At 73.5% G+C, this 21,720-nt stretch carries 18 protein-coding genes and 1 pseudogene; 8 read left to right on the plus strand and 11 right to left on the minus strand.

The window, feature by feature from the left end; translation table 11 throughout:
- The first annotated feature begins 42 nt into the window (after window positions 1-42).
- From ACF1AG_RS28045 to ACF1AG_RS28055, 3 genes are all read left to right on the plus strand, one after another.
- The gene (locus tag ACF1AG_RS28045; RefSeq protein ID WP_359601897.1) at window positions 43-1,065 is read left to right on the plus strand and encodes a zinc-binding dehydrogenase; all 1,023 of its coding nucleotides are present in this window, start codon (window positions 43-45) and stop codon (window positions 1,063-1,065) included.
- Window positions 1,062-1,664 (plus strand): NAD(P)-binding domain-containing protein, encoded by a 603-nt coding sequence (locus ACF1AG_RS28050; protein ID WP_359601898.1) that lies wholly within the window; start codon window positions 1,062-1,064, stop codon window positions 1,662-1,664. Before ACF1AG_RS28045 ends, ACF1AG_RS28050 begins: the two co-directional genes overlap by 4 nt.
- A 72-nt stretch (window positions 1,665-1,736) precedes the next feature.
- Complete coding sequence (locus tag ACF1AG_RS28055) at window positions 1,737-2,849, plus strand: alkene reductase (protein WP_359601899.1); 1,113 nt, start codon at window positions 1,737-1,739, stop codon at window positions 2,847-2,849.
- A 230-nt stretch (window positions 2,850-3,079) separates the two neighbouring features.
- Here the strand turns inward: ACF1AG_RS28055 and ACF1AG_RS28060 are convergent, their stop codons facing one another.
- The 8 genes from ACF1AG_RS28060 to ACF1AG_RS28095 all read right to left on the minus strand — a co-directional run bounded on the left by ACF1AG_RS28060 (window position 3,080) and on the right by ACF1AG_RS28095 (window position 14,261).
- Window positions 3,080-4,165 (minus strand): Zn-dependent alcohol dehydrogenase, encoded by a 1,086-nt coding sequence (locus ACF1AG_RS28060; protein ID WP_359601900.1) that lies wholly within the window; start codon window positions 4,163-4,165, stop codon window positions 3,080-3,082.
- 16 nt (window positions 4,166-4,181) lie between these two features.
- Window positions 4,182-5,570, minus strand: a complete 1,389-nt coding sequence (locus ACF1AG_RS28065; protein ID WP_359601901.1) for an aldehyde dehydrogenase family protein — start codon at window positions 5,568-5,570, stop codon at window positions 4,182-4,184.
- Window positions 5,571-5,662: 92 nt separating this feature from the next.
- Window positions 5,663-7,033, minus strand: a complete 1,371-nt coding sequence (locus ACF1AG_RS28070) for an ABC transporter ATP-binding protein (RefSeq protein WP_359601902.1) — start codon at window positions 7,031-7,033, stop codon at window positions 5,663-5,665.
- 815 nt (window positions 7,034-7,848) lie between these two features.
- A complete protein-coding gene (locus tag ACF1AG_RS28075; RefSeq protein ID WP_359601903.1) occupies window positions 7,849-9,132 on the minus strand; it encodes an MFS transporter in 1,284 nt (427 codons plus the stop codon).
- Window positions 9,133-9,174: 42 nt separating this feature from the next.
- Window positions 9,175-10,575: a citrate:proton symporter gene (locus ACF1AG_RS28080; protein ID WP_359601904.1), complete on the minus strand. Its 1,401-nt coding sequence runs from the start codon at window positions 10,573-10,575 to the stop codon at window positions 9,175-9,177.
- Between the two features lie 135 nt (window positions 10,576-10,710).
- A complete protein-coding gene (locus tag ACF1AG_RS28085; RefSeq protein ID WP_359601905.1) occupies window positions 10,711-12,975 on the minus strand; it encodes a molybdopterin oxidoreductase family protein in 2,265 nt (754 codons plus the stop codon).
- A 96-nt stretch (window positions 12,976-13,071) separates the two neighbouring features.
- Window positions 13,072-13,689, minus strand: coding sequence for a TetR/AcrR family transcriptional regulator (locus ACF1AG_RS28090; protein WP_359601906.1), 618 nt, complete (start codon window positions 13,687-13,689; stop codon window positions 13,072-13,074).
- Window positions 13,689-14,261 carry a hypothetical protein gene (locus ACF1AG_RS28095; protein ID WP_359601907.1) on the minus strand — a complete coding sequence of 191 codons (573 nt, stop codon included), beginning with the start codon at window positions 14,259-14,261 and terminating at the stop codon, window positions 13,689-13,691. The genes ACF1AG_RS28090 and ACF1AG_RS28095 overlap by 1 nt, the downstream gene beginning before the upstream one ends.
- A 234-nt stretch (window positions 14,262-14,495) precedes the next feature.
- Between ACF1AG_RS28095 and hmgA the strand changes: the two genes are divergently transcribed.
- The 4 genes and pseudogenes from hmgA to ACF1AG_RS28115 form a co-directional block, all read left to right on the plus strand.
- Window positions 14,496-15,857, plus strand: a complete 1,362-nt coding sequence (gene hmgA / locus ACF1AG_RS28100; RefSeq protein ID WP_359601908.1) for a homogentisate 1,2-dioxygenase — start codon at window positions 14,496-14,498, stop codon at window positions 15,855-15,857.
- Window positions 15,858-15,884: 27 nt separating this feature from the next.
- Complete coding sequence (locus ACF1AG_RS28105) at window positions 15,885-16,634, plus strand: GntR family transcriptional regulator (RefSeq protein ID WP_359601909.1); 750 nt, start codon at window positions 15,885-15,887, stop codon at window positions 16,632-16,634.
- A gap of 25 nt (window positions 16,635-16,659) precedes the next feature.
- The gene (locus ACF1AG_RS28110; RefSeq protein ID WP_359601910.1) at window positions 16,660-17,829 is read left to right on the plus strand and encodes a type ISP restriction/modification enzyme; all 1,170 of its coding nucleotides are present in this window, start codon (window positions 16,660-16,662) and stop codon (window positions 17,827-17,829) included.
- Between the two features lie 4 nt (window positions 17,830-17,833).
- Window positions 17,834-17,980: pseudogene (locus tag ACF1AG_RS28115) on the plus strand (ABC transporter permease); the annotation flags it as partial.
- A 169-nt stretch (window positions 17,981-18,149) separates the two neighbouring features.
- On the opposite strand, the gene ACF1AG_RS28120 reads toward ACF1AG_RS28115, so the two are convergent.
- The 3 genes from ACF1AG_RS28120 to ACF1AG_RS28130 form a co-directional block, all read right to left on the minus strand.
- A complete protein-coding gene (locus tag ACF1AG_RS28120; RefSeq protein WP_031021765.1) occupies window positions 18,150-18,422 on the minus strand; it encodes a hypothetical protein in 273 nt (90 codons plus the stop codon).
- Window positions 18,423-18,548: 126 nt separating this feature from the next.
- A complete protein-coding gene (locus ACF1AG_RS28125) occupies window positions 18,549-19,367 on the minus strand; it encodes an anti-sigma factor domain-containing protein (RefSeq protein WP_387796607.1) in 819 nt (272 codons plus the stop codon).
- Window positions 19,364-19,906: a sigma-70 family RNA polymerase sigma factor gene (locus ACF1AG_RS28130; protein ID WP_359601912.1), complete on the minus strand. Its 543-nt coding sequence runs from the start codon at window positions 19,904-19,906 to the stop codon at window positions 19,364-19,366. Before ACF1AG_RS28130 ends, ACF1AG_RS28125 begins: the two co-directional genes overlap by 4 nt.
- Window positions 19,907-20,151: 245 nt before the next feature.
- On the opposite strand from ACF1AG_RS28130, the gene ACF1AG_RS28135 reads away from it, so the two are divergent.
- Entirely contained in the window at window positions 20,152-21,684 is a 1,533-nt protein-coding gene (locus ACF1AG_RS28135) for a DUF4331 domain-containing protein (RefSeq protein ID WP_387796603.1), read from the plus strand.
- Window positions 21,685-21,720: the final 36 nt, after the last annotated feature.

A 21,720-nucleotide genomic window follows, 5' to 3' on the forward strand; every position in this document is an offset into this window, starting at 1 on the left:
ATTATTTTAATGTCGATCATCATTAAAAGGTGGTGAGGAGTCATGCGCTCCGTCGTACACACCCGCCGCGGGGACCTCGCCGAGGTCCTCGAGGTGCGCGAGGAACACAGCCGGCCGCACCCGGGCGCCGGGGAGGTCCTGGTCCGTCTGCTGGTCCGGCCCGTCCACCCGGGCGACCTGGTCGCCGTGGAGGGCGGCCTGCCGGGTCTCCCGGACCAGGAGTCGAAGCCCTTGGTCCCCGGCGTGGAGGGGATGGGCGTCGTCGAGAGCGTCGGCGCGGGCGCGCGGGCGCCGCGCCCCGGTGAGCGGGTCGCGGTGTTCCCCGCCCCGGGCACCTGGGCCGAGTACGTCACGGTCCCGGCAGAACGCGCCGTGCCCGTGCCGGACGGGATCGAGGACGACACCGCCGCGCTGATGCTGGTCAACCCGCTGACGCTCCTGATGCTGCACCAGGCGGTGGAGCAGGCCCTGGACGGGCAGGACGGCCCGGTCGTCCAGACCGCCGCCGGTTCGTCCGTCGGCCGCCTCGTCGCCGCGCACGCCGAGCGCCAGGGTCTGCGCCTGGTCAACCTAGTGCGCAGCACGGCCGGGGCGAGGGCGCTGCGCGAGCTGTTCCCCGCGCAGCCCGTGATCTCCACGTCGGACGCCGACTGGCGGGAGCAGGTGCGCCGCGCGACCGGCGGCGAGGGCGCGCGGGCCGTCCTCGACTGCGTCGGCGGCTCCCTCACCCGCGACCTCGCCGGCCTGCTCGCCGACGGCGGCACCTTGATCGGCTACGGCCGGCTCGGTTCCGGCAGCACCGCGCTGGACGACCTGCCGTTCGTCAACCGGGGCCTGACGATCCGGGGCGTGACCATCTGGCACTGGACGGACCGGACCGCCGGGCAGCGGGCGGAGGACGTCGCCTTCGCCGTGGACCTGGCGCGTACGTCGCCGGAGTTGCTGGAGGTCGCGGCCCGCTACGACCTGGCCGACGTCAAGGCCGCCGTCGAGCACGCCCGCCGCCCGGGCAAGAGCGGCACCGTGCTGCTCACTTCGCCGGCGGGGACCGGGGGTGCGCGATGAGGATCGGCATGCTCGGCGCCGGAACCGTCGCCCAGGCCCTCGCCCGGCACGCGCTCCGCCAGGGCCACGAGGTCGTCCTCAGCAACAGCCGCGGGCCCGCGTCGCTGACCCCGCTGGTGCGGGAGCTGGGCCCGCTCGCGAGTGCCGGGACCCCGGCGGAGGCGGCCGCCGCCGACCTCGTCGTGCTCGCGGTCGGCTGGCCGCGCGTGCCGGAGGTCGCCGCCTCCCTCCCCCGCCTGGACGGCACCGTGGTCGTCGACGCCACCAACCAGTTCGCGTCCCCTCCCCCTGACCCGAGGATCGCCGACCTGGGCGATCTCACCGGCAGCGAGTACGTGGCGTCCCTGCTGCCGGGGGCGCGTGTGGTGAAGGCCTTCAACGCCCTCTTCGCGCAGTACATCGCCGCCGACCCGCGGCACGCGGCCGGGCGGCAGGTGCTGTTCCTGGCCGGCGACGACCCGGACGCCAAGCGGACCGTGGAGCGTCTGGCCGGCTCCTTCGGCTTCGCCCCCGTCGACCTCGGCCCGCTCCGCGAGGGCGGCCGTCTGATCCAGCTCGGCGGGCCGCTGTCGGGGCTGCACGTCCTCAAGCAGGACTGAGCAGCCACCCGGCGCGATCAGCGCCCGCCCCTCGCCTCACCTGAGAGAAACGTCCTGGAGAAAGGATCACCCATGTCCGACACCACCTCCCAGCCCCTCCTCCGGCCCGTCCGCCTGGGCGCGCTCGACCTGCCCAACCGGGTCCTCATGGCGCCCATGACCCGCGCCCGCGCCACCAATGCGGAGCTGGTCCCGACCGCCTCGCACGCCGCGTACTACACCCAGCGGGCGAGCGCCGGGCTGATCGTCACCGAGGGGACCTGGGTCGGCCCGGACGCCATCGGCTACATCCACGTCCCGGGCATCTGGACGGACGCGCAGACCGCCGCCTGGGGTCAGGTCACCGACGCCGTGCACGCGGCGGGCGGCAGGATCGTCTCGCAGATCGGCCACCTCGGCGCCCTCTCCCACCCGGACCACCTCGGCGGCCGGCTCCCCGTCGCGCCGTCCGCGGTCAACCCGCACGAGATGTCGTACACGCCCGACGGTCCGAAGGAGACCGTCACGCCCCGCGCCCTGACCGGCGCGGAGATCGCCGCCACCCTCGACGACTACCGCCGGGCCGCCGAGAACGCCCGGCGCGCCGGGTTCGACGGTCTGGAGATCCACGCGCAGGGCAACCACTTCATCGCCCAGTTCCTCAATCCCCGCCTCAACCGGCGCACCGACGCCTACGGCGGCAGCGCCGAGAACCGGGCGCGGCTCCTGTTCGACATCGTGGAGACCGTCACCGACGTGTGGGGCGCCGACCGGGTCGGCGTGAAGCTCTCCCCGTACTGGCGGAGCGGGACCGCGTTCACCGCGGACGAGGGATCGCTCGCCGACTACGACCAGTTGCTCAAACGGCTCGGCGACTGCGACCTTGCCTATCTGCATCTGGTCGGCCCGGGAGGGGGCGCGGGCGAGGGCGATGCCGGGGACGACACGCTCACCGCGTTCGGCCGCTTCCGCGCGCACTACCGGGGGTCGGTCGTCGCCAACCTCGGGTTCACCCGGGAGAGCGGCAACGACCTGGTCGCGCGGGGGCTGGCCGACGCGGTGTCCTTCGGGGCGCCGTACATCGCGAACCCGGACCTGGTGGAGCGGTTCGCCCAAGGGCTTGCGCTCGCGGAGGGCGACCCCGAGACGTACTACTCGGGCGGTGAGCGCGGGTACACCGACTATCCCGCCGCCGGCCGGGGGTGACGACCGCCGGTGCGGGGGTGACGGCCGCCGGCCGGGGGTGACGGCCGCCGGTGCGGGGGCGGGTGCGGCGCCGTGAGGGCTGGTCGCGCAGTTCCCCGCACCCCTGAGGGCGCCTCCCCCGTGCAAACTGGTCGCGCAGTTCCCCGCGCCCCTGGGGGCGCCTCCGCGGCGGCGAGGGAAGCGTCGAGGCTTCCGCCGTCGGCGCCGTGGGGGCGCGGGGAGCAGCGGGGTTAGAAGACGACCAGCGCACGGCCTCCCTTGCCGGCGAGCATGGTGTCGAAGGCGGCCGGGATGCCGTCCAGGGTGATCCGTTCGGTGACCAGGGCGCCCAGGTCGAAGGCGCCGGAGCGGATGTGTCCGGCGAGGACCGGGAGGTCACGGGCGGGGTCGGAGTTGCCGTAGACGCAGCCGGCGAGGGTGCGGCCCCAGTGGAAGATCTCCAGGGCGTTGAAGGAGACCTTCTCCTCCTTGCCGCCGATGCCGACGACCGTGGTGCGTCCGCCGCGCCGGGTGGACTCCCAGGCGGCTCGGATGGTGCTCGCCCGCCCGACGCACTCCACCGCGACGTCGACGCCCTGCTTGCCGGTCAGGGCGCGGATCTGCCGGGCGGTGGTGTCGGAGGCGACGACGTACTCGGTTGCGCCGGCCGCGCGGGCCAGTTCCTCCTTCTCCGGGGAGACGTCCACGGCGACGATCGTGGCGGCGCCCGCGATCCGGGCCGACTGGAGCGCGGCCAGGCCCACTCCCCCGACGCCGAAGACCGCGACGGTCTCGCCCTCACGCACGCGGGCGGAGTGGTGGACGGCGCCGTAGCCGGTGAGGACGGCGCAGCCCAGCAGGGCGGCGTCGGCGAGGGGGACGCAGTCCGGGGCGGGCAGCACGCATGCGCCGGGCACCACGGTCTCCTCGGCGAAGGCGGCCACGTTCAGGCCCGGGTGCAGATCGGTGCCGTCGTCGGCGCGGCGGGCGTGCACGCGGGCTGCCCCGTCCAGGGCGTGCGCGCACAGCCACACCTCGCCGCGTCCGCACGCGGGGCAGGCGCCGCAGGAGGGCGCCCAGTTGAGGACGACGCCGTCGCCGGGTGCGACGTGGGTGACGTCCTCGCCGACGGCGACGACCGTGCCGGCGCCCTCGTGGCCGAGGACCGCCGGGACGGGCACGCGCATGGTGCCGTCGGACAGGGACAGGTCGGAGTGGCACACCCCGGCGGCGGCGAGGCGGACGCGCACCTCACCGGGCCCGGGTTCCGGCAGGTCGACCCCGATGATCTCCAGGGGTGCGCCTACGGCGGGCAGAACGGCGGCTCGTACGGCCATGAGGGTCTCGACTCCCCTAGAACTGGAGGGACTTGGTCTGGAGGTACTCGGTCAGTCCGTGGACGCCGAGTTCGCGGCCCACGCCCGACTGCTTGTAACCGCCGAAGGGTGCCAGCGGGTTGAACCGGCCGCCGTTGATGTCGACCTGGCCGGTGTCCATACGGCGGGCGAAGGCAGCGGCCTCCGCCTCGTCACCGGCCCACACGGCGCCGGCCAGGCCGTAGACGGTGCCGTTGGCGATGCGCAGGGCGTCGTCCTCGTCCTCGTAGCGCAGTACGCACAGCACGGGGCCGAAGATCTCCTCCTGCGCGACGGTCATGTCCGGGGTGACATCGGCGAGGACGGTAGGGCTGACGTACCAGCCCTGCGGACGCGGGGCCTCGGGGCCGCCCGCGACGACACGGGCGCCCTCGGCGACGCCCTTCTCGATGTAACCGCGCACGCGGTCCCGCTGCCGGGCGCTGACGAGCGGGCCGATGCGGTCGCCGTACTTGTCGGCGGCGGCCGCGGCCAGCTCCACGGCCTCGTCGTACCGGTCGCGGTGGACCAGCATGCGGGTCCAGGCGCTGCACGTCTGACCGGAGTTGGACATCACGTTGGCGACGCCGACGTTGACGGCGCGGGCGAGATCGGCGCTGGGCAGGATGACGTTGGCGGACTTGCCGCCGAGCTCCAGCGCGACCCGCTTCACCATGCCGGCGGCGATCGCACCGATCCGGCGGCCGACGGCGGTGGAGCCGGTGAAGGACAGCAGGTCGACGTCGGGGTGCTCGGCGAGCGCCTGTCCGGCGACCGCGCCGAGGCCGGTGACCAGGTTGAACACACCCGCCGGGACGCCGGCCTCGTGCACGCACTCGGCGAAGATCCGGGCGACCAGCGGCGTGTTCTCGGCGGGCTTCACCACGATGGTGCAGCCGGCGGCGAGGGCGGGGGCCGCCTTGGCGACGATCTGGTGCAGCGGGTAGTTCCACGGGGTGATCGCGGCGACCACGCCGACCGGCTCGTGGTACACGGTCGAGTTGCCGATCTTCTCCTCGAAGGAGTACGTCGACGCCAGCTCGGCGTACGAGCCGGCGACCGCGACCGGCACGCCGGCGTGGACGGTCCGGGAGAGCTTCTCGGGCGCGCCGAGTTCGGCGGTGACCGTCGCGGCGATCTCGTCACCGCGGGCGTGCAGCTGGTCCCGCAGCGCGGCGAGGCGGGCCGCGCGCTCGGCGGGCGGGGTGGCGGCCCAGGCCGGGAGGGCCGCTCGGGCGGCGCGCACGGCGGCGTCGACGTCCTCCACGGTGCCCGCGGGGACGGTGGCGATCACCTGCTCGTCCGCCGGGCCGACGACCTCGATCACGTCGGGGCCGGCGGCGGGGCGCCAGGCGCCGTCGATGTACATGCCGTCGTATGCCTTCATCGCGGTTCCTCCGGGGCGGGGGCGTCCTGTGCGGACACCTAAACTAGCGATGTTAGTTTTCCCGCGCCAGGGGGTCGGCCGCGCGCCGCCGCTCACTCCTCCAGGTCGGGCAGGCGGTCGGGGCTAGGGCAGATGCGCTGACCGTGCTGGTCGAAGACGAAGAGGTGGGCGAGGTCGACCAGGAGCGGCACCTGCATGCCGTGCCGGAGCCGGATGTCGGGCGTGGTGCGGACGATGAGGTCGCCGGCGACGCGGGGTTCGGCGGAGGCGGGGTCCGGGCGGTCGCCGCCGTCCAGGGTGGCGACGGTGCCGGCGCGGCCGCCGCTCTCCCGGTCGGCGCCCGCACGGAGGGCACCGGCCCGCTCCCGCAGGCGCCCCAGCACGGTGCCGCCCTCGCGGCGGCGGCGCCGGACGCCCGCGCGGTCGGGAGCCGGGCGCGGGGCCTCCAGCTCGGGGACGACGGCGGGGCGGGAGCCGGTGTTGAAGTGCACCAGCACCTCGTGGCCCTGGAACTCCAGGTGTTCCACCAGACCGGTGAGGGGCACCTCGCCGGGGCGCGCGGCGGACGGTTTGGCGATTCGTACGGCCTCGGAGCGCAGGCCGACGATGACCTCGCGGCCCTGCTGAACCCGGAGCAACTGGTGATCCAGGGAGAGCGGTTCGGGCAGCCGCAGGAACTGCTTGCCGAGGCTGACGGTCATCGCACCGTCCAGCGGTGCGCGGACCAGGCCGCGCAGCAGGTTGATGCGCGGGGTGCCGATGAACGCGGCCACGAAGACGTTCTCGGGCAGCGAGTACACCGCGCGGGGCGTGCCGACCTGCTGAAGGACGCCGCCGCGCAGCACGGCGACCCGGTCGCCGAGCGACATCGCCTCCGACTGGTCGTGGGTGACGTACACGGTGGTGACGCCCAACTGCTGTGTGAGCTGCGAGATTTCCGCGCGGACGTGGTTGCGGAGCTTGGCGTCCAGGTTGGACAGCGGCTCGTCCATGAGGAACGCGGAGGGGCGGCGGGCGATGGCCCGGCCCATCGCCACGCGCTGGCGTTCTCCGCCGCTGAGCTGGGCGGGGAAACGGTCGAGGAGGTCCTCGATGCCCAGCATCCGGGCGGTTGCGTCCACCTTGGGCGAGGGGTCGTCGCCGGGGGCTTCGATGCGGAGGGGGAAGCCGATGTTGTCGCGGCTGCTCATGCTCGGGTAGAGGGCGAAGTTCTGGAATACCATGGCCATGTCCCGCTCGGACGGCGGCAGTTCGTTGGCGTACTCGCCGTCGAGGAAGAGACTGCCCTCGTCGATCTCCTCCAGGCCCGCGATCATCCGCAGTACGGTGGACTTGCCGCAGCCGGACGGGCCGAGCAGCACGAGGAACTCGCCAGGGGCGATGGTGAGCGACAACCGGTCGACCACGCGAGCACCTCGCGTGTAGGACTTGCTCACGTCGTGCAGGGTGATGGCGCGTGTCATGAAAGTGCCCCCGGGGGCTCATCAGGGCGCTGCTGCTCCGCGGTCGGACGCCTCGTGCGGGTCGTACGGGGCGTGTGAGTCACGGAAGCTAACGGAAAGTAGGCGGCCGGGGAAGACAGCGGACGAGATCGGGGCGTTCCGTCCGCCTTGTGAGAAACCGGAGGGAAGCGTTCGTGACGACGGCTCGTACGCGGGGACCCTGCGAGCCCTCATCCCTCCCTGGTCAGTCCGACCCGCCGTCGTCGGAGGTCTCTCCCTTTCGACTGCCGGAGCGGCCGGGGCGGAGGACGGAGCTCGTCAGGTGACCGGCGGCCAGGGTCACCCTCGCTCTGGTCGCCTCCGGCCTGCGCTGAGCGGAACGGCGGTCGCCGGACTACCGCTCGGCACCCGCCCGTCCGTGACGGGCAGGGCAGGACGCGGGGCACCGGCGAGTGGCTGCCCCGCCGCGCCCTCCGTGCGTCTGCAGCGCGCCGGCAGGGCGGCGACCGCCGGGGATGCCGGGTCGGGAGCTGGGCCGCCCGGCGGAGGCACTCCGGCCCGGGCCACTTCCGCGCGGCCGTGGGTCACGCGCTCACTCCGTTCGTCCGTCGTGCTCCGGTCGGACGCGGACCGTCGGCCCGAAGCCACCAAGCGGACGCGACCCTCGGCCGCACTCCGGTCGGACACGGACCCTCGGCCCGAAGCCACCAAGCGGACGCGACCCTCGGCCGCACTCCGGTCGGACACGAACCGTCGACCCGAAGCCACCAAGCGGACGCGACCCTCGGCCGCGCTCCGGTCGGACACGGACCGTCGACCCGAGGCCGCCGGGCGGGCTACTCACCGCCCTGCGTGGTCCGGTCGGCGGCGGGCCTCGCAGCGGGGCCGGGGGCGTGGCCCTGTGTCTCGGGCGGGGACCCGGCGGGTGCCGTGCCGTCCGCCTGACGGTCCGGTGCCGGACCCGCCGGCGTGCGCACCGCGACCCCCGCCGACGCCAGCAGCAGCGCGCCCAGCATCACGAACGGGGCCGCCACGCCCGCCACCCCGGCGACCAGGCCCGCCGTCGCGGGTGCCGCGACCTGGCCCAGGCGGTTGCCTGTCAGACGGAGGGCCAGGGCGGTGGATCGGGCCGTCGGCGGGGCGGCCTGGACGACCGTGGTCATGGAGAGCGGCTGGCCCACGCCCAGGCAGAAGCCGAGGGCCGCGAGGACGAACGCCAGTGCCTGCACCGGCAGCGGCAGCGCCACCGCCGCGCACAACAGCGCCGCCAGCAGACACGTCACCGTGAGCAGGGCCCGACGGCCGAGCATTCGCAGCAGCGGGGTGAGGACCAGCCGGCAGGCGATCGTCGCCGCCGCGCGCAAGCTGAGCAGCAGGCCGACCACCGCCGGCTCGATCCCGCGGTGCTCGCCGACCACGGGGAGATACGCCGTGAGGATGTCGGTCGCCGACAGCACCGCCACGCTGATCAGCATGCCCGCCGGCACGCCTCGCGCCCGCAGGATGCCCCGCACCGGCACCCGGTCGCCCCGCGACGCAGGGGGTTTCACCGCCGCCGGTTTCTCGACGCGCCACAGCGAGGTGAGCGCGACGGCCCCTCCCGCTCCCGCCGCGAGGAGGGCGACCGCACTGGTGCGGGCCATGTCCGCGCCGATCAGCGCGCCCGCCGCGACAGGCCCGGCGAGCTGCCCCAGCGAGGCGCCGATGGTGAAGTGGCCGAAGTTGCGGTCCTGTTCGTGCGGCGCGGACTGTCGGGCCACGAGCGACTGCGCGCCGATGACGAAGCACAGGTGCCCGAGGCCCATCACTCCGCTCCACAGCGCCATGGCCCCCAGCGACTCGGCGACGCCGCTGAGGGCGCAGCCCGCGGAGATCAGCACCACGCCCGTCGGCAGCAGCGGCGCGCAGCGGCCGTGGTCGGTGCGCCGGCCGAGCGGGACGGCGACGAACAGCGGCAGCAGCGCGTAGACACCCGCGACGACGCCGATCGCGCGCTCGTCCGCGCCGAGGGCCAGCGCCCGGTAGGAGACGGCGGGCCGGGCCATCGACACGGCCGCCTGCGCGAAGCCGAAGGCGATGACGAGGCGGAGCAGCCAGCCGCGGTTCCCGCCGGGCGTCATGACGAAGTCCTCTCGGAGATGCGGGGGTGGGGCGACGCGCGGTCAGATCGTGCCGAAGAGGACTCCGGCCGTGAGGATCAACAGGCATGTCAGCGCCGCCCACTTGACCACGAACCGTGTGTGGTCGCCGAACTCGACCCGCGCCATGCCGACGAGGACGTACACCGCGGGGACGAGCGGGCTCGACATGTGCAGCGGCTGGCCGACGAGGGAGGCGCGGGCCATCTCCAGCGGAGTGACGCCGTGGGCCGCCCCGGCCTCGGCGAGCACGGGCAGGACGCCGAAGTAGAAGCCGTCGTTGGACATGAAGTAGGTGAGCGGCAGGCTCAGCACGCCGGTGACGAGGGCCATGTGCGGGCCCAGTCCCTCGGGAACGGTCTCCACCAGCCGGCCCGCCATGCTGTCGACCATGCCGGTGCCCTGGAGGACGCCGGTGAAGACGGCGGCGGCGAAGACCATGCCGGAGACGTTGAGGACGTTGTCGGCGTGGGCCGCGAGGCGGGCCTTCTGGTCGGGCAGGCGCGGGTAGTTGACGGAGAGGGCGAGCGCGGCGCCCAGCAGGAACAGCACCGGGATGGGCAGCAGCTCCAGGATCATCGCGGTGATCAGGGTGCCGGTGAGCAGCGCGTTGAACCAGTACAGGCGCGGCCGCAGGGTGGGCCGGTCGGGGTCGAGGCCCTTGAGGAGGTCCGTGTCGTCGTCTTCCCCGCCGTCCACGTCACTCGTGCCGCCTCCGACGGGCCGCTCCTCCGGACGCCCGCCACCGGCGCCCGCGCCGACCAGCACGGCCTCCTTCGTCTCGACGGACTCCTCGTGGGCGATCCGCAGCGCCCCCAGCCGCCTCCGCTCCCGCAGCCCCAGCACGTAGGCGAGGCCGAGGACGCCCAGCAGGCCGACCAGCAGCGCGGGGATCATCGGGACGAAGATGTCCGCGGCGTCGAGCTTCAGCGCGGTGGCCGCGCGGGCCGTGGGGCCGCCCCAGGGGACGGTGTTCATGACGCCGTTGGCCATGGCTGCGACGCCGGTCATCACGACCAGGCTCATGCCCAGCCGCTTGTACAGCGGGTACATCGCCGAGACGGTGATCATGAAGGTGGTGGAGCCGTCGCCGTCGAGCGACACGATCGCGGCGAGCACGGCGGTGCCCACGACGACCCGCATCGGGTCGGCCTTGCAGAAGCGGAGGATTCCGCGCACGACCGGGTCGAAGAGTCCGACGTCGATCATGACGCCGAAGTAGACGATCGCGAACATCAGCATCGCCGCCGTCGGGGCGAGGCTGGACACTCCGTCGATGACGTAGTCGCCGAGGTGGGCGCCCTTGCCGACGGCCACGCAGAACAACGCGGGGATCAGCACGAGCGCCGCGATCGGCGACATCTTCTTCGTCATGATCAGGACCAGGAAGGTCACGATCATGGCGAAGCCGAGGATGGTCAGCATGAATGGGACACCTAACGTTCGCCCTTGAACTTCCGGCGAGGGCCGGCGGTGTGACGACGTTAGGTACGCCCGGGCGGCGTCAACAAGACGTGAGACCGTGAGCAATAAGCGCAAAACCCCAGGTCAGACGTTTGCTCAGGTCAGCGCGGTGACCGGTTCCGGTTCCTCGGCGTGCTCCGGGGACACCTCGACGGGCACGCCGTTGAGCACCGCGTTGCCGGACAGCGGGTCGAGGAGGCTGCCGTCGAGCAGTTGGTTGACGTTGACGCCGGGGTTGGCGGAGGCGTGCCGGGTGCGGGTGCCGGGCCGGTCGTGGCCCCAGCCGTGCGGCAGGCTCACCACTCCGCGGCGCACGGCGTCGGTGACCTCGGCGGGGACGGTCACCTCTCCCCCGGCGCCCTTGACCCGCACCAGCTGCCCGTCCCGTACGCCGAGGCGTTCGGCGTCGCCGGGGTGGAGGTGCAGGGTGCAGCGGTTGGAGCCGCCGGTGAGGGCGGGCACGTTGTGCAGCCAGCTGTTGTTGGAGCGCAGATGGCGGCGTCCGACCAGGACGAGGCCGTCGGGGCGTTCGCGCAGGGCGGCCCACAGCCGGGGCAGGTCTGCGGCGATGGGGCCGGGCAGCAGTTCCACCTTGCCGCTGCGGGTCTTCAGCGGCTGGGGCAGGCGCGGGCGCAGGGGACCGAGGTCGATGCCGTGCGGGTGGGCGAGCAGCTTCTCCAGGGTGAGCCCGTCCGGGTCGGCGCCGAAGCCGTCGCCGTAGGGGCCGAGGCGGAGCATCATGTCGAGGCGCCGTTCGGGACCGTTGTCGCCGGTGAGCAGGCCGGCGAGTTCCTTCGGGTCGCGGCCGTGCACCGGGGAGTGCTCCTCGCGGACGGCCTTGGCCAGGGTCTGCCGGATCACCAGGTCGTCCACGGCGGACGGGTCGGCGCCGTGCATACCGGTGGCGGCGAGGACGATCCGGGCGAGGATCTCGGTCTCGGCCATGCGGCCGGGTTCGAGGGGCACGGCGGGGCGGGTGTAGCGGACCTGGTTGCGCACGGCGAGGGTGTTGAACGCGAAGTCGTGGTGAGGGCTCTGGGCCGGCGGGGGCGGCGGCAGGACGACGTGGGCGTGCCGGGAGGTCTCGTTGAGGTACGGGTCGACGCTCACCATGAAGTCGAGGGAGGCGAGCGCCTCGTCCAGCCGGTCGCCGTCGGGCGCGGAGAGCACCGGGTTGGCGCCGACGGCGACGACGGCGCGGACCGGGGCGTCCTCCTCGGTGGGGGTGTCGATCTCCTCGGCGAGGGCGGACAGCGGCAGTTCGCCCTTGGCCTCGGGGTGGCGGCTCACCCGGGAGTGCCAGCGGCCGAGGGCGAAGCCGCGGCCGGGTCCGGCGGGTCGCGGTGTCCTGTCGGTGGCGGCCTGCGGGAAGAGCGCGCCGCCGGGCCGGTCGAGGTTGCCGGTGAGGACGTTGAGGACGTCGACGAGCCAGCTGGCGAGGGTGCCGTGCGGGACGGTGCAGCTGCCGATCCGGGCGTAGACGGCGGCGGTGGGCGCGGCGGCGAGTTCGCGGGCGAGGGTGGTGATGACGCCGGCGTCGACGTCGCATGCGCCGGCCACCGCCTCGGGGGTGAAATCGGCCAGGGCGTCGGAGAGTCCGGCGAGGCCCTCGATGTGCGGGGCGGCGGCTCCGAGGTCGACGAGGCCCTCGTCGAAGAGGGTGCGGGCGATCGCGGCGAGCAGCAGCGCGTCGGTGCCGGGGCGGACGGCGAGGTGCCGGTCGGCGAGACGGGCGGTGCGGGTACGGCGCGGGTCGACGACGGTGAGGGTGCCGCCGCGCGCCTTGAGCGCCTTGAGCCGGCCGGGGAAGTCGGGCGCGGTGCAGAGGCTGCCGTTGGACTCGAGCGGGTTGGCGCCGATCAGCAGCAGGTGGTCGGTGCGGTCCAGGTCGGGCACGGGGATGAGGTTGGCGTCGCCGAAGAGGAGCCCGCTGGAGACGTGCTTGGGCATCTGGTCGACGGTGGAGGCGGTGAAGAGGCTGTGGGTGCCGAGTCCGCCGATGAGCAGGGGCGGGTAGAGGGCTCCGGCCATGGTGTGGACGTTGGGGTTGCCGAGGACGACGCCCACGGCGTGCGGACCGTACCGGTCGACGGCGCCGCGCAGCCCGGCGGCGACGGCGTCGAAGGCCTCCTCCCAGGTGGCTTCGCGCAGTTCCCCGTCGACGCGGACGAGCGGGGTGCGCAGCCGGTCGGGGTCGGAGTCCACCTCCGGGAAGGCGGCGCCCTTGGGACAGACGAAGCCCTTGCTGAACACGTCGTCGCGGTCCCCGCGGGCGCCGGTGACCTTCCCGTCGTCGACGGTGAGGACCAGGCCGCAGGTGGCCTCGCACAGGGGGCAGATACGCAGGGCGGTGCGGGACACGGGTCCTCCCGGTACGGCGGCGACGCGGACGGGCCGAGCATACCGACCGGTAGGCATGGAGGGGAGGGCGTGCGGGAAACCGGCCGGTGCAGGAGGTCAGTCGAGGACGCGGGCCAGATACACCCGGAGCAGGGCGCGCAGTTCGGCGACGACCTTCTCGTCCCCCTCGGGCGCCACCCGGAACGCCAGGCCGACCAGGGCGTCGGCGGTCTCCACGGCCACCAGGAAGGTGCGGCGCAGGTCGTCGTCGGCCGGGCGGCCGAGGTGGCCGGAGAGGAGCGCGGTGAGCCGGTCGGCGACGCGGTGGTTGGGCTCGGCGCGGCGCGCCCCGACGGGGATCTGGTTGCCGAAGTCGACGAGGGAGAAGCCGGGGGCGGTGCGCTTCATGTCCAGGTACGTGTCGAGGACGACGTCCATGGCGTACCGCCAGCCGTGGTCGCCGGTGACGGACAGCCGTTCGGTGACGCGGTCGGTGAAGCGCTCCAGGTTGCGCTGGGCGAGCGCGTCGGCCATCTGACGCTTGTTGGAGAAGAAGCGGTAGACGGAGCCGATGGGCACCCCGGCGCGCTCGGCGACCGCGCGGGTGGACAGGTCGTCGTAGCCGACCTCGTCGAGGAGGCCGGCGCAGGCGTCGAGGATCCTGGCCAGCCGTTCGGCGCTGCGCCGCTGCACCGGCGCCCGGCGGAGCGGTGGCGTGTGGGACACGGCCCTCATCATGCCTCCCCGGGCCCCTCCGGTGAACCGGGCCCCTCGGGGATGGGTTCCACGCTCGACTCCGGGGTCGGCTCCTGTCCGGAGACGGTGATGTCGGCGGTGCTCTCCACGGGCTCGCCGTCGACGGCCCACACCGACCCGTCGTCGGCGTAGAGCCGCGCGGTGACCTGGTGGGTGCCGCGCGGGAAGGCGCCGGGTGCGAGGTGGTACTCGGGGGTGCGCAGCACGGCGACGCGGCGGCCGTTCACCTCCAGGCGCGCCAGCCCCCGGCCGGGCTCGGCGCGGCGGCCCGTACCGTCGGGCGAGAAGCGGAAGTTGCGCACCCGCAGCCGTACGTCCCAGCCGCCCTCCGCGTCGGGGACGACCTCCACGGTGACCTGGGGGGCGCCTTCCTCGTCCACCTCCCGGTAGGGGCTGCCGTCCTCGGCGCGCTCGTCGAGGAGCCGGCCCCCGGGTGAGGACGACACCTCGTCCGTCGCCCGCCCTCCCGGGGTGTCGCAGCCCGCGGGTCCGGCCGGCACGACGACCCAGACCGCGAGCGCGGCGACGACCGTCCTGCGCCTCCACGTCATGCCGGGGAGCGTAGAACAGCGGTCCGAACGCGCGAATCCTTCTGGAGTCTGGTTCCTGCTCCTCCGTGAAGGGGAGGGCGGAGGTCCGGCCCCGGAAAGTCGCCGGCCCTCAAAGGTGTCCGGCCCCGGAAGGTGTCCGGACCCGGAAAGTGACCGCGCGGCACCCTTGCGCCCGGGTAACCGCAATCCTACGGTGTCCCATAGGAATCGGCTCGGTGCAAGGGAGCAGCGGACATGAGCGACGGGGCCACCGCCCGCGGGAGCGCGACGGAGCGCGAGAAGGCACGCAAGATCGCCGAGGGTCTGGAGCACCTCTCCGGCTTCGGCAACGAGCACAGCTCGGAGGCGGTGCCGGGCGCTCTGCCCGTGGGCCGCAACTCCCCGCAGCGCGCGCCGCTCGGGCTGTACGCGGAGCAGCTGAGCGGTTCCGCCTTCACCGAGCCCCGGGCGGAGAACCGCCGCTCGTGGCTGTACCGGATCCGCCCGTCCGCCGCGCACCCGCCCTTCACCCGTACGGGCAACGGCGCGCTGCGCTCGGCGCCCTTCACCCAGACGGTGCCCGACCCCAACCGGCTGCGCTGGAACCCGCTGCCGGATCCGGCCGAGGGCACGGACTTCCTGGCCGGCCTGTGGACCCTGGGCGGCAACGGCGACGTGACCCAGCGCAGCGGCATGGCGGTGCACCTGTACCACGCCGACGCCTCCATGCGGCGGGTCTTCAGCGACGCCGACGGTGAGCTGCTGATCGTCCCGGAGCGCGGCGGGCTGCTGCTGCGCACGGAGTTCGGCTTGCTGCATGTGGAGCCGGGCCACATCGCGCTGATCCCGCGTGGGGTGCGGTTCCGTGTGGAGCTGCTGGATGAGACCGCCCGCGGTTATGTGTGCGAGAACTATGGTGCACCGTTCCGGCTGCCCGACCTCGGCCCGATCGGCGCCAACGGGCTGGCGAACGCCCGGGACTTCCGTGCCCCCGTCGCCGCCTACGAGGACGTCGAGGGCCCGGTCGAGGTGGTGAACAAGTTCTGCGGCAACCTGTGGGCGGCCACCTACGACCATTCCCCGCTTGATGTCGTCGCCTGGCACGGCAACCATGTGCCGTACGCCTACAACCTGCGCCGGTTCAATGTGATGGGCACCATCTCGTACGACCACCCCGACCCGTCGATCTTCACCGTGCTGACCTCCCCGAGCGACACGCCGGGTCTCGCGGGCGTGGACTTCGTGGTGTTCGCGCCGCGCTGGCTGGTCGGCGAGGACACGTTCCGGCCGCCGTACTTCCACCGGAACGTGATGAGCGAGTACATGGGCCTGATCGAGGGCGCGTACGACGCGAAGACGGCCGGGAAGGGGGGCTTCGTGCCGGGCGGCGGCTCGCTGCACAACATGATGTCGGCGCACGGCCCGGACCGGGAGACGTTCGACCGGGCGAGCGCGGCGGAGCTGAAACCGCAGCGGATCGACGACGGGCTCGCCTTCATGTTCGAGACCCGCTGGCCGGTGTCCCTCACCCCCCAGGCGGCACGCGCGGAGCACCTCCAGCAGGGGTACGACGACGTGTGGCAGGGCCTCGAGCGTCACTTCCGGCCATTGCACTGACCGTTCTCCGACCGGTACGGATAGCGCGTGACCTCCTTCGCCCCGGACTCGATCGTCCTCAACCGCAAGTTGCCGCTCTGGTATCAGGTGTCGCAGTCGCTGCGCGCCTCGATCCTCGGCCGCTCGCCCCACGACCCGCTGCGCCTGCCCACCGAGGAGCAGCTGGCCGGGCACTACGGGGTGAGCGTGCTGACCATGCGGCAGGCGCTGAAGGAGTTGGAGGACGAGGGGCTGATCACCCGGCACCGGCGGCGGGGCACGTTCATCGAGCCGGACGCCCGGCGGGGCGCGCCGGTGCGGCTGCTGGGATCGGTCGACGCGATCGTGGCCCAGCAGTCCGGCATGACGACGGAGCTGCTGGAGCACGGGTCCACGCCGGTGCCGTCCGAACTCGCCGAGCACTTCCCGGACCTGGCGGAGACCGCCGCCTACCACCGGCTGCGCAGCGACGAGAAGACCGGCGAGCCGACCAACCACGCCCGGAACTACGTCCGTCCGGAGCTGGCCGGGCGGATCGATCCGCAGGATCTGGTGCGGTGGCCGATGACGAAGGTGCTGCGGGACGTCGTCGGCGCGGACATCAGCCGCATCACGGACACCGTGGAGGCCCGGCTCGCGGACCCGGAGACGGCGCGGCTGCTCCGGGTCCCGCTGCTCAGCCCGATCCTGCACTACACGGGCGTCACCTACGACTCCGCGGGAAGGGCGCTGGACGTGGCCGTCATCCACTACCGGGGCGACCGTTTCTCCTTCACGGTGACCCTGGACGCCACCTGATACGCGCCCGCAGACAGGTCGTACGATGCCCAGCGTGACGCACGACGACGCTCCGCTGCTGGCGGACCTCATGCCGTGGTCCGTCGCACCGCCGCGGCTCGGCCGGGGGTGGCCGACGGCCCCCGACGCGGCGTCCCTGAAGGCCCGTTGGGACGCGCTGGTGAAGGCCGAGGGCCCGGACCGTGAGGCCCTGTTCCGGCCGACGCGGTCCCGCACCCCGTACACGGCGGTCGGTCAGCTGCCCGGGCAGGGCGGTGGCACGGAGCGGCTGGCCCGCGCCTCGGGGCCGTGCCCCGAGCCGGTGCGGGTGCTGTCCGGACCGTTCGACGAGCAGTGGCTGATCCCCGACCAGCGGCTGATCGACGCGCCCCGGCCGGAGTTGTGGCGGGTGGCGGACGACCGCCAGATCTTCGCCGTCGAGACGGCCGGCGAAGGGCCGCCGCTGCTGGCGACCTCCCTCTTCCCTGTCCTGCGCATGGGCCGGGTCCGCCCGCTGTACCGCCGCCCGGACGCCGCCGAGCCCAATCTGGCCCCCGGCCTGACCGGCCACCTCGCGGCCCGGCTGGGACTCGAGGTCTCCCCCGTCGACGTCCTCGCCTGGGCGACGGCCGTGGCCCGTCCCTCGCCGGGCGGGCTCGCCGTGCCGCTCACCGGCGACCCGGACGCCTGGCAGCGGGGTGTGGCGCTGGGCCGCCGCATGCTGTGGCTGATGCGCCGGGACGGCGAACGCCCCCGGCTCCCCGGCGGCCGCCGCCCCTACGTCCGCGCCCCGCTGCCGTCCCGTCCCGCCGTCCTGGCCTACGACCGCGACGAGGAGGCGCTGCTGCTGGGCGAGGGCCGCGTCTCCCCGGTGCCGGTGCAGGCGTGGGAGTTCGAGTCGGGCGGGGTACGGGTGCTCGAGGCGTGGTTCGCGTCCCGCACGGCCCCGGCCGAGCCGGGCACCCTGGAGGCGATCCGTCCGGCCGCCTGGCCGCAGCCCTGGACGTCGGAACTGCTGGAGCTGGTCACGGTGCTCACCCTGCTCGCCGAAGCGGGGCCGCTCCGCGAGGAGTTGGCGGCTGATGTTCCGTCGCCGGTCGCCCCGTCCGACCTGCGCGCGGCGGGCGTCCTGCCCGCCCCCGCCTGGACCCGCCGCCCTGCCTCGGTACTGGACGCCCACGAAGAGGGCCCGGAGGGGCAGCTCGCGCTGCTCTGAGCGGCGGGACCTGTTCGGCAACGCGCCGGCGCCGGAGGGCGCGGCCTGGCCGATGGCGCATCCGGTGGCGGGGTCACTGGCCTGGTGCGCGCTGCTGCCGGCGGTGTTCGTGCCGCTGGCGGTACGCCAGTATGCGAAGGGTGAGCGGTGAGCGGACGCTGCGTCGGGCCGACGGTGGAGATGCCCCTGCGGGGACGCCGGGTGGGATCGGGGTCGTCAGGGTGAGGGCCGGTGTCGCGAGCCGGCGGGGCAGGGCCGTGTGCGGTAGGGACGACGGGCGGGCGCCGCGCCGGGACGGGTGGGACCGTCCGGCGCGGACGCTACCGGCTGCCGAACAGGGAGCGGCGCAGTCGGCGCAGCGGGGCGAAGAGCGAGACGCGGCTCGCGCGGGCCCGTGCGCCCCTGGTGCCGTGGTGCGCGCTGTCACGCGCGGTCAGCTCACGCATGAGCGACGTCGCCTCGGCCGTCTCCCGCTGCGGGACGGCCGGTCCCGCGAGGACCGAGAGGTGGCGGTCGAGGCGCGAACTGCTCGCGCTGCTGCCGCAGGTGATCGCAGGGACCCTGGCCCTGCTGCGCACTGTTATCTGTTCCATGTCACTCCCCACCCGTACGACTCCACCCGGCCCGGGCAGGGTAACCCTATCGCCCCGTAGCGGCACCCGTGTATCGAGGTCACAGGATTCACCTTCCCCGTAAGGGTGTTGACGAACACTCGACGATTACTCTCCGAATCCGACCGTTTCCAGGGCGAGTTGGACGATGGGCTGGCCGGTGGGTTGTGGAGAGCCGCCGTCCGGTTCGACGGTCACCGCGAGTGACGTCGACGCCGGGTCGAGACCGGACGTCACCAAGGGCGTGTCGCCCTCGAAGAGCCCGAGGGAGCGGGGCCGGCCCTCCCGGTCCATGAGCCAGAGCTGACGCACCCGGCCCTCCGGAGGGTCGTCGTATCCGCCCAGAGTGACGACCGCCCCGCGGGCCGTTACGGAGGCGATCACTCCGATCGTGCGTCCGCGGGCGTCCCGGCCGCTGCTCGCACGGGCGTCCGGCGCGGCCAGAACGTGGGCGATCTCACGTGCCCGGTCGCGCTCGGCGGCGAGTTCGTCCTGCGTGCGATCGGCCTGGACGGCGAACAGCGAGGCCACGACGAGCGCCGCCGCGGCGGTGGCCGTCGCGAACGGCACGAGCAGCACCGCCCGGCGGCGCCCCCGGGCGCCGGGCGGCGGCCCGGCTCCCCAGACGTGGGGCGGCAACTGGGGTTCGCGGGCGCGCACCCCTTCCTGCGGGGCGGGCTGCTGAGGGGTGGTGCGCACGGCGGCCAGGACCCGGTCGCGCAGGGCGGGCGGGGCGGGCGCGGCGGTGGACCAGGCCAGCCGGACGGCGTCCTCGGCGAGGTCGCGCACCTCGGCGGCGCACCGGTCGCAGGACCTCAGATGCTTCTCGAAGCGGACCCGCTCGGCGGGGTCCAGCGCGTCGAGGGCGTAGGGGGCGGCCAGCGAGTGCGGGTCGTCGCGGGAGAACAGCCGGCGGAACACGCTCATGCCGCGCCTCCCAGACAGTCGCGCAGGCGGGTGAGCCCGTCCCGCATACGGGTCTTGACGGTTCCCAGCGGCAGTCTGAGCCGCTCGGCCACCTCACGGTAGGTGTAGCCGTCGTAGTAGGCGAGGGTGACCGACTGGCGCTGGAGCGCGGTGAGGCGGTCAAGGCAGCGGCGCACCCATTCGCGTTCGAGGCCCGCCTCGACCTCCTCGGCGACCTGGTCGAAGGCGGGGCCGTGGCCGCGCCGCGCCTCCCGCTGCTCGCGCTCGCCGGCCGCGCGGACGCTGCGCACCCGGTCGACGGCCCGGCGGTGGGCGAGGGTGAGCACCCAGGACAGGGCGCTGCCCCGGGCGGGGTCGAACCGGGCGGCTGAGCGCCACAGTTCGAGCAGCACCTCCTGGGCGACCTCCTCGGACTGGGCCGGGTCGCGCACCACGCGCCGCACGAGTCCGTAGACCGGCCCGGACACCAGTGCGTACAGGTCCTCGAAGGCCTTCTGATCGCCTCCGGCCACGCGGATCAGCAACTGGTCCGCCTCCAACGCTCGTCCCCCTCTCCCGGCCCTGCCGGACCGCCCGGTCGCACAAGGCATTCGCAGCGAGCGCGCCTCCGGATGGGAAGTACGGATCACGGGGCCGAAAACGCGGGTCCGCGCGGAGAAATGCCGAGCGGCGACCGGCCGTCGGGGCGGGTGCGGAAAAACTCGTCCGCGATCCGACCAATCCGGTCCCGCCGAGGCTCCGAATCCCAGTGCGTCAAGGCAGGTCGGCACTGAGGACGGACGGCATGACAACTGACTCCAGGACCGGTTCGGGGCGCAGGAGCCTCGCGACCCTGATCTGCGGGGCGCTGGCCGCCGGGGGACTCGCGGCCGCGGGCGTGTCCGCGCTGGAACCCGAAGCGGCCTCGGCCTCCTCGCACCGGGAGGCCCCGCTGATCTCGGGCACCCCGCAGTTCGACAACACGGACCTGTACGCGTTCGTCAGCCCCGACAAGCCGGACACGACGACGGTCATCGCGAACTGGATCCCGTTCGAGGAGCCCGCCGGCGGACCGAACTTCTTCACGTTCGCCGAGGACGCGCAGTACGACATCCACATCGACAACAACGGCGATGCGCAGGGCGAGCTGCTGTTCCGCTACACGTTCAGGACGCACGTCAAGAACGAGAGGACGTTCCTCTACAACACCGGCCCCGTCACCAGCCTGGACGACCCGGACCTCAACATCACGCAGACCTACGACATCGAGATGCTGAAACTGAAGGACCAGCACGCGGTGTCCCGCACGAAGATCGCGGACGACGTGCCGGTGGCCCCGTCGAACGTCGGCAAGGCGTCCATGCCGGACTACGACACCCTGCGCAAGCAGGCGGTCCACGAACTGGCGGGCGGCACGACCACGTTCGCCGGTCAGGCCGACGACCCGTTCTTCCTCGACCTGCGGGTCTTCGACCTGCTGTACGGCGGGAACCTCTCGGAGGTCGGCAACGACACGCTCAAGGGTTACAACGTCAACTCCGTGGCGCTGCAGGTGCCGACGCACCTGATCACGGAGTCCGCGGAGCAGCCGGTCGTCGGCATCTGGTCCACCACTCAGCGCAAGAACGCCGAGGGACACTTCGTGCAGGTGTCGCGGCTGGGCAACCCGCTGGTGAACGAGGTCGTCAACCCGGTCGGCGACAAGGACACGTTCAACGCGTCCGCGCCGTGGGACGACGCCCAGTTCCTGAAGAACGTCACCGAGCCGGAGCTGCCGAAGCTGATCGAGGCGATCTACAAGATCCCGGCGCCGGACGAGCCGCGCAACGACCTGGTCGACGTGTTCCTCAAGGGCGTGGAGGGCCTCAACCAGCCGCCGGACGTGCGTCCTTCCGAGATGCTGCGCCTCAACACCTCGGTCGCGCCGGCCGCGAAACCGAAGCGGCTGGGCGTGCTGGACGGCGACACCGCCGGTTTCCCCAACGGACGCCGGCTGACGGACGACGTGGTGGACGCCGCGCTCCAGGTGGTCGAGGGCGAGCTGATCGGGGCGGAGAACGACCTGGGCGACGCGGTCGACGAGAACGACAAGAAGTTCGGCGCCTCCTTCCCGTACCTGGCGAACCCCACGGAGGGCTCGCGCGGCCCGCTGGCCAAGGGCGTCGACAGCGGCAACGACGTCCGCAGCCAGCTCGGCGACGCGCTGCGGCCCGCCGGGGCGGACGGCGCGGACGACACCACCCTCATCGCAGCGTCCGCGGGCGCAGGAGCGGGCGGACTGCTGCTGATCGGCGTGGCGCTCATGTGGTGGCGCCGCATGCGCCGCCGCGCCTACTGACCCACCCGGCGGCCGGCGCGTCCGGCCGCCCCACCG

It is taken from the genome of Streptomyces sp. NPDC014764 (assembly GCF_043082785.1).
Taxonomy (GTDB): Bacteria; Actinomycetota; Actinomycetes; order Streptomycetales; family Streptomycetaceae; genus Streptomyces; species Streptomyces althioticus.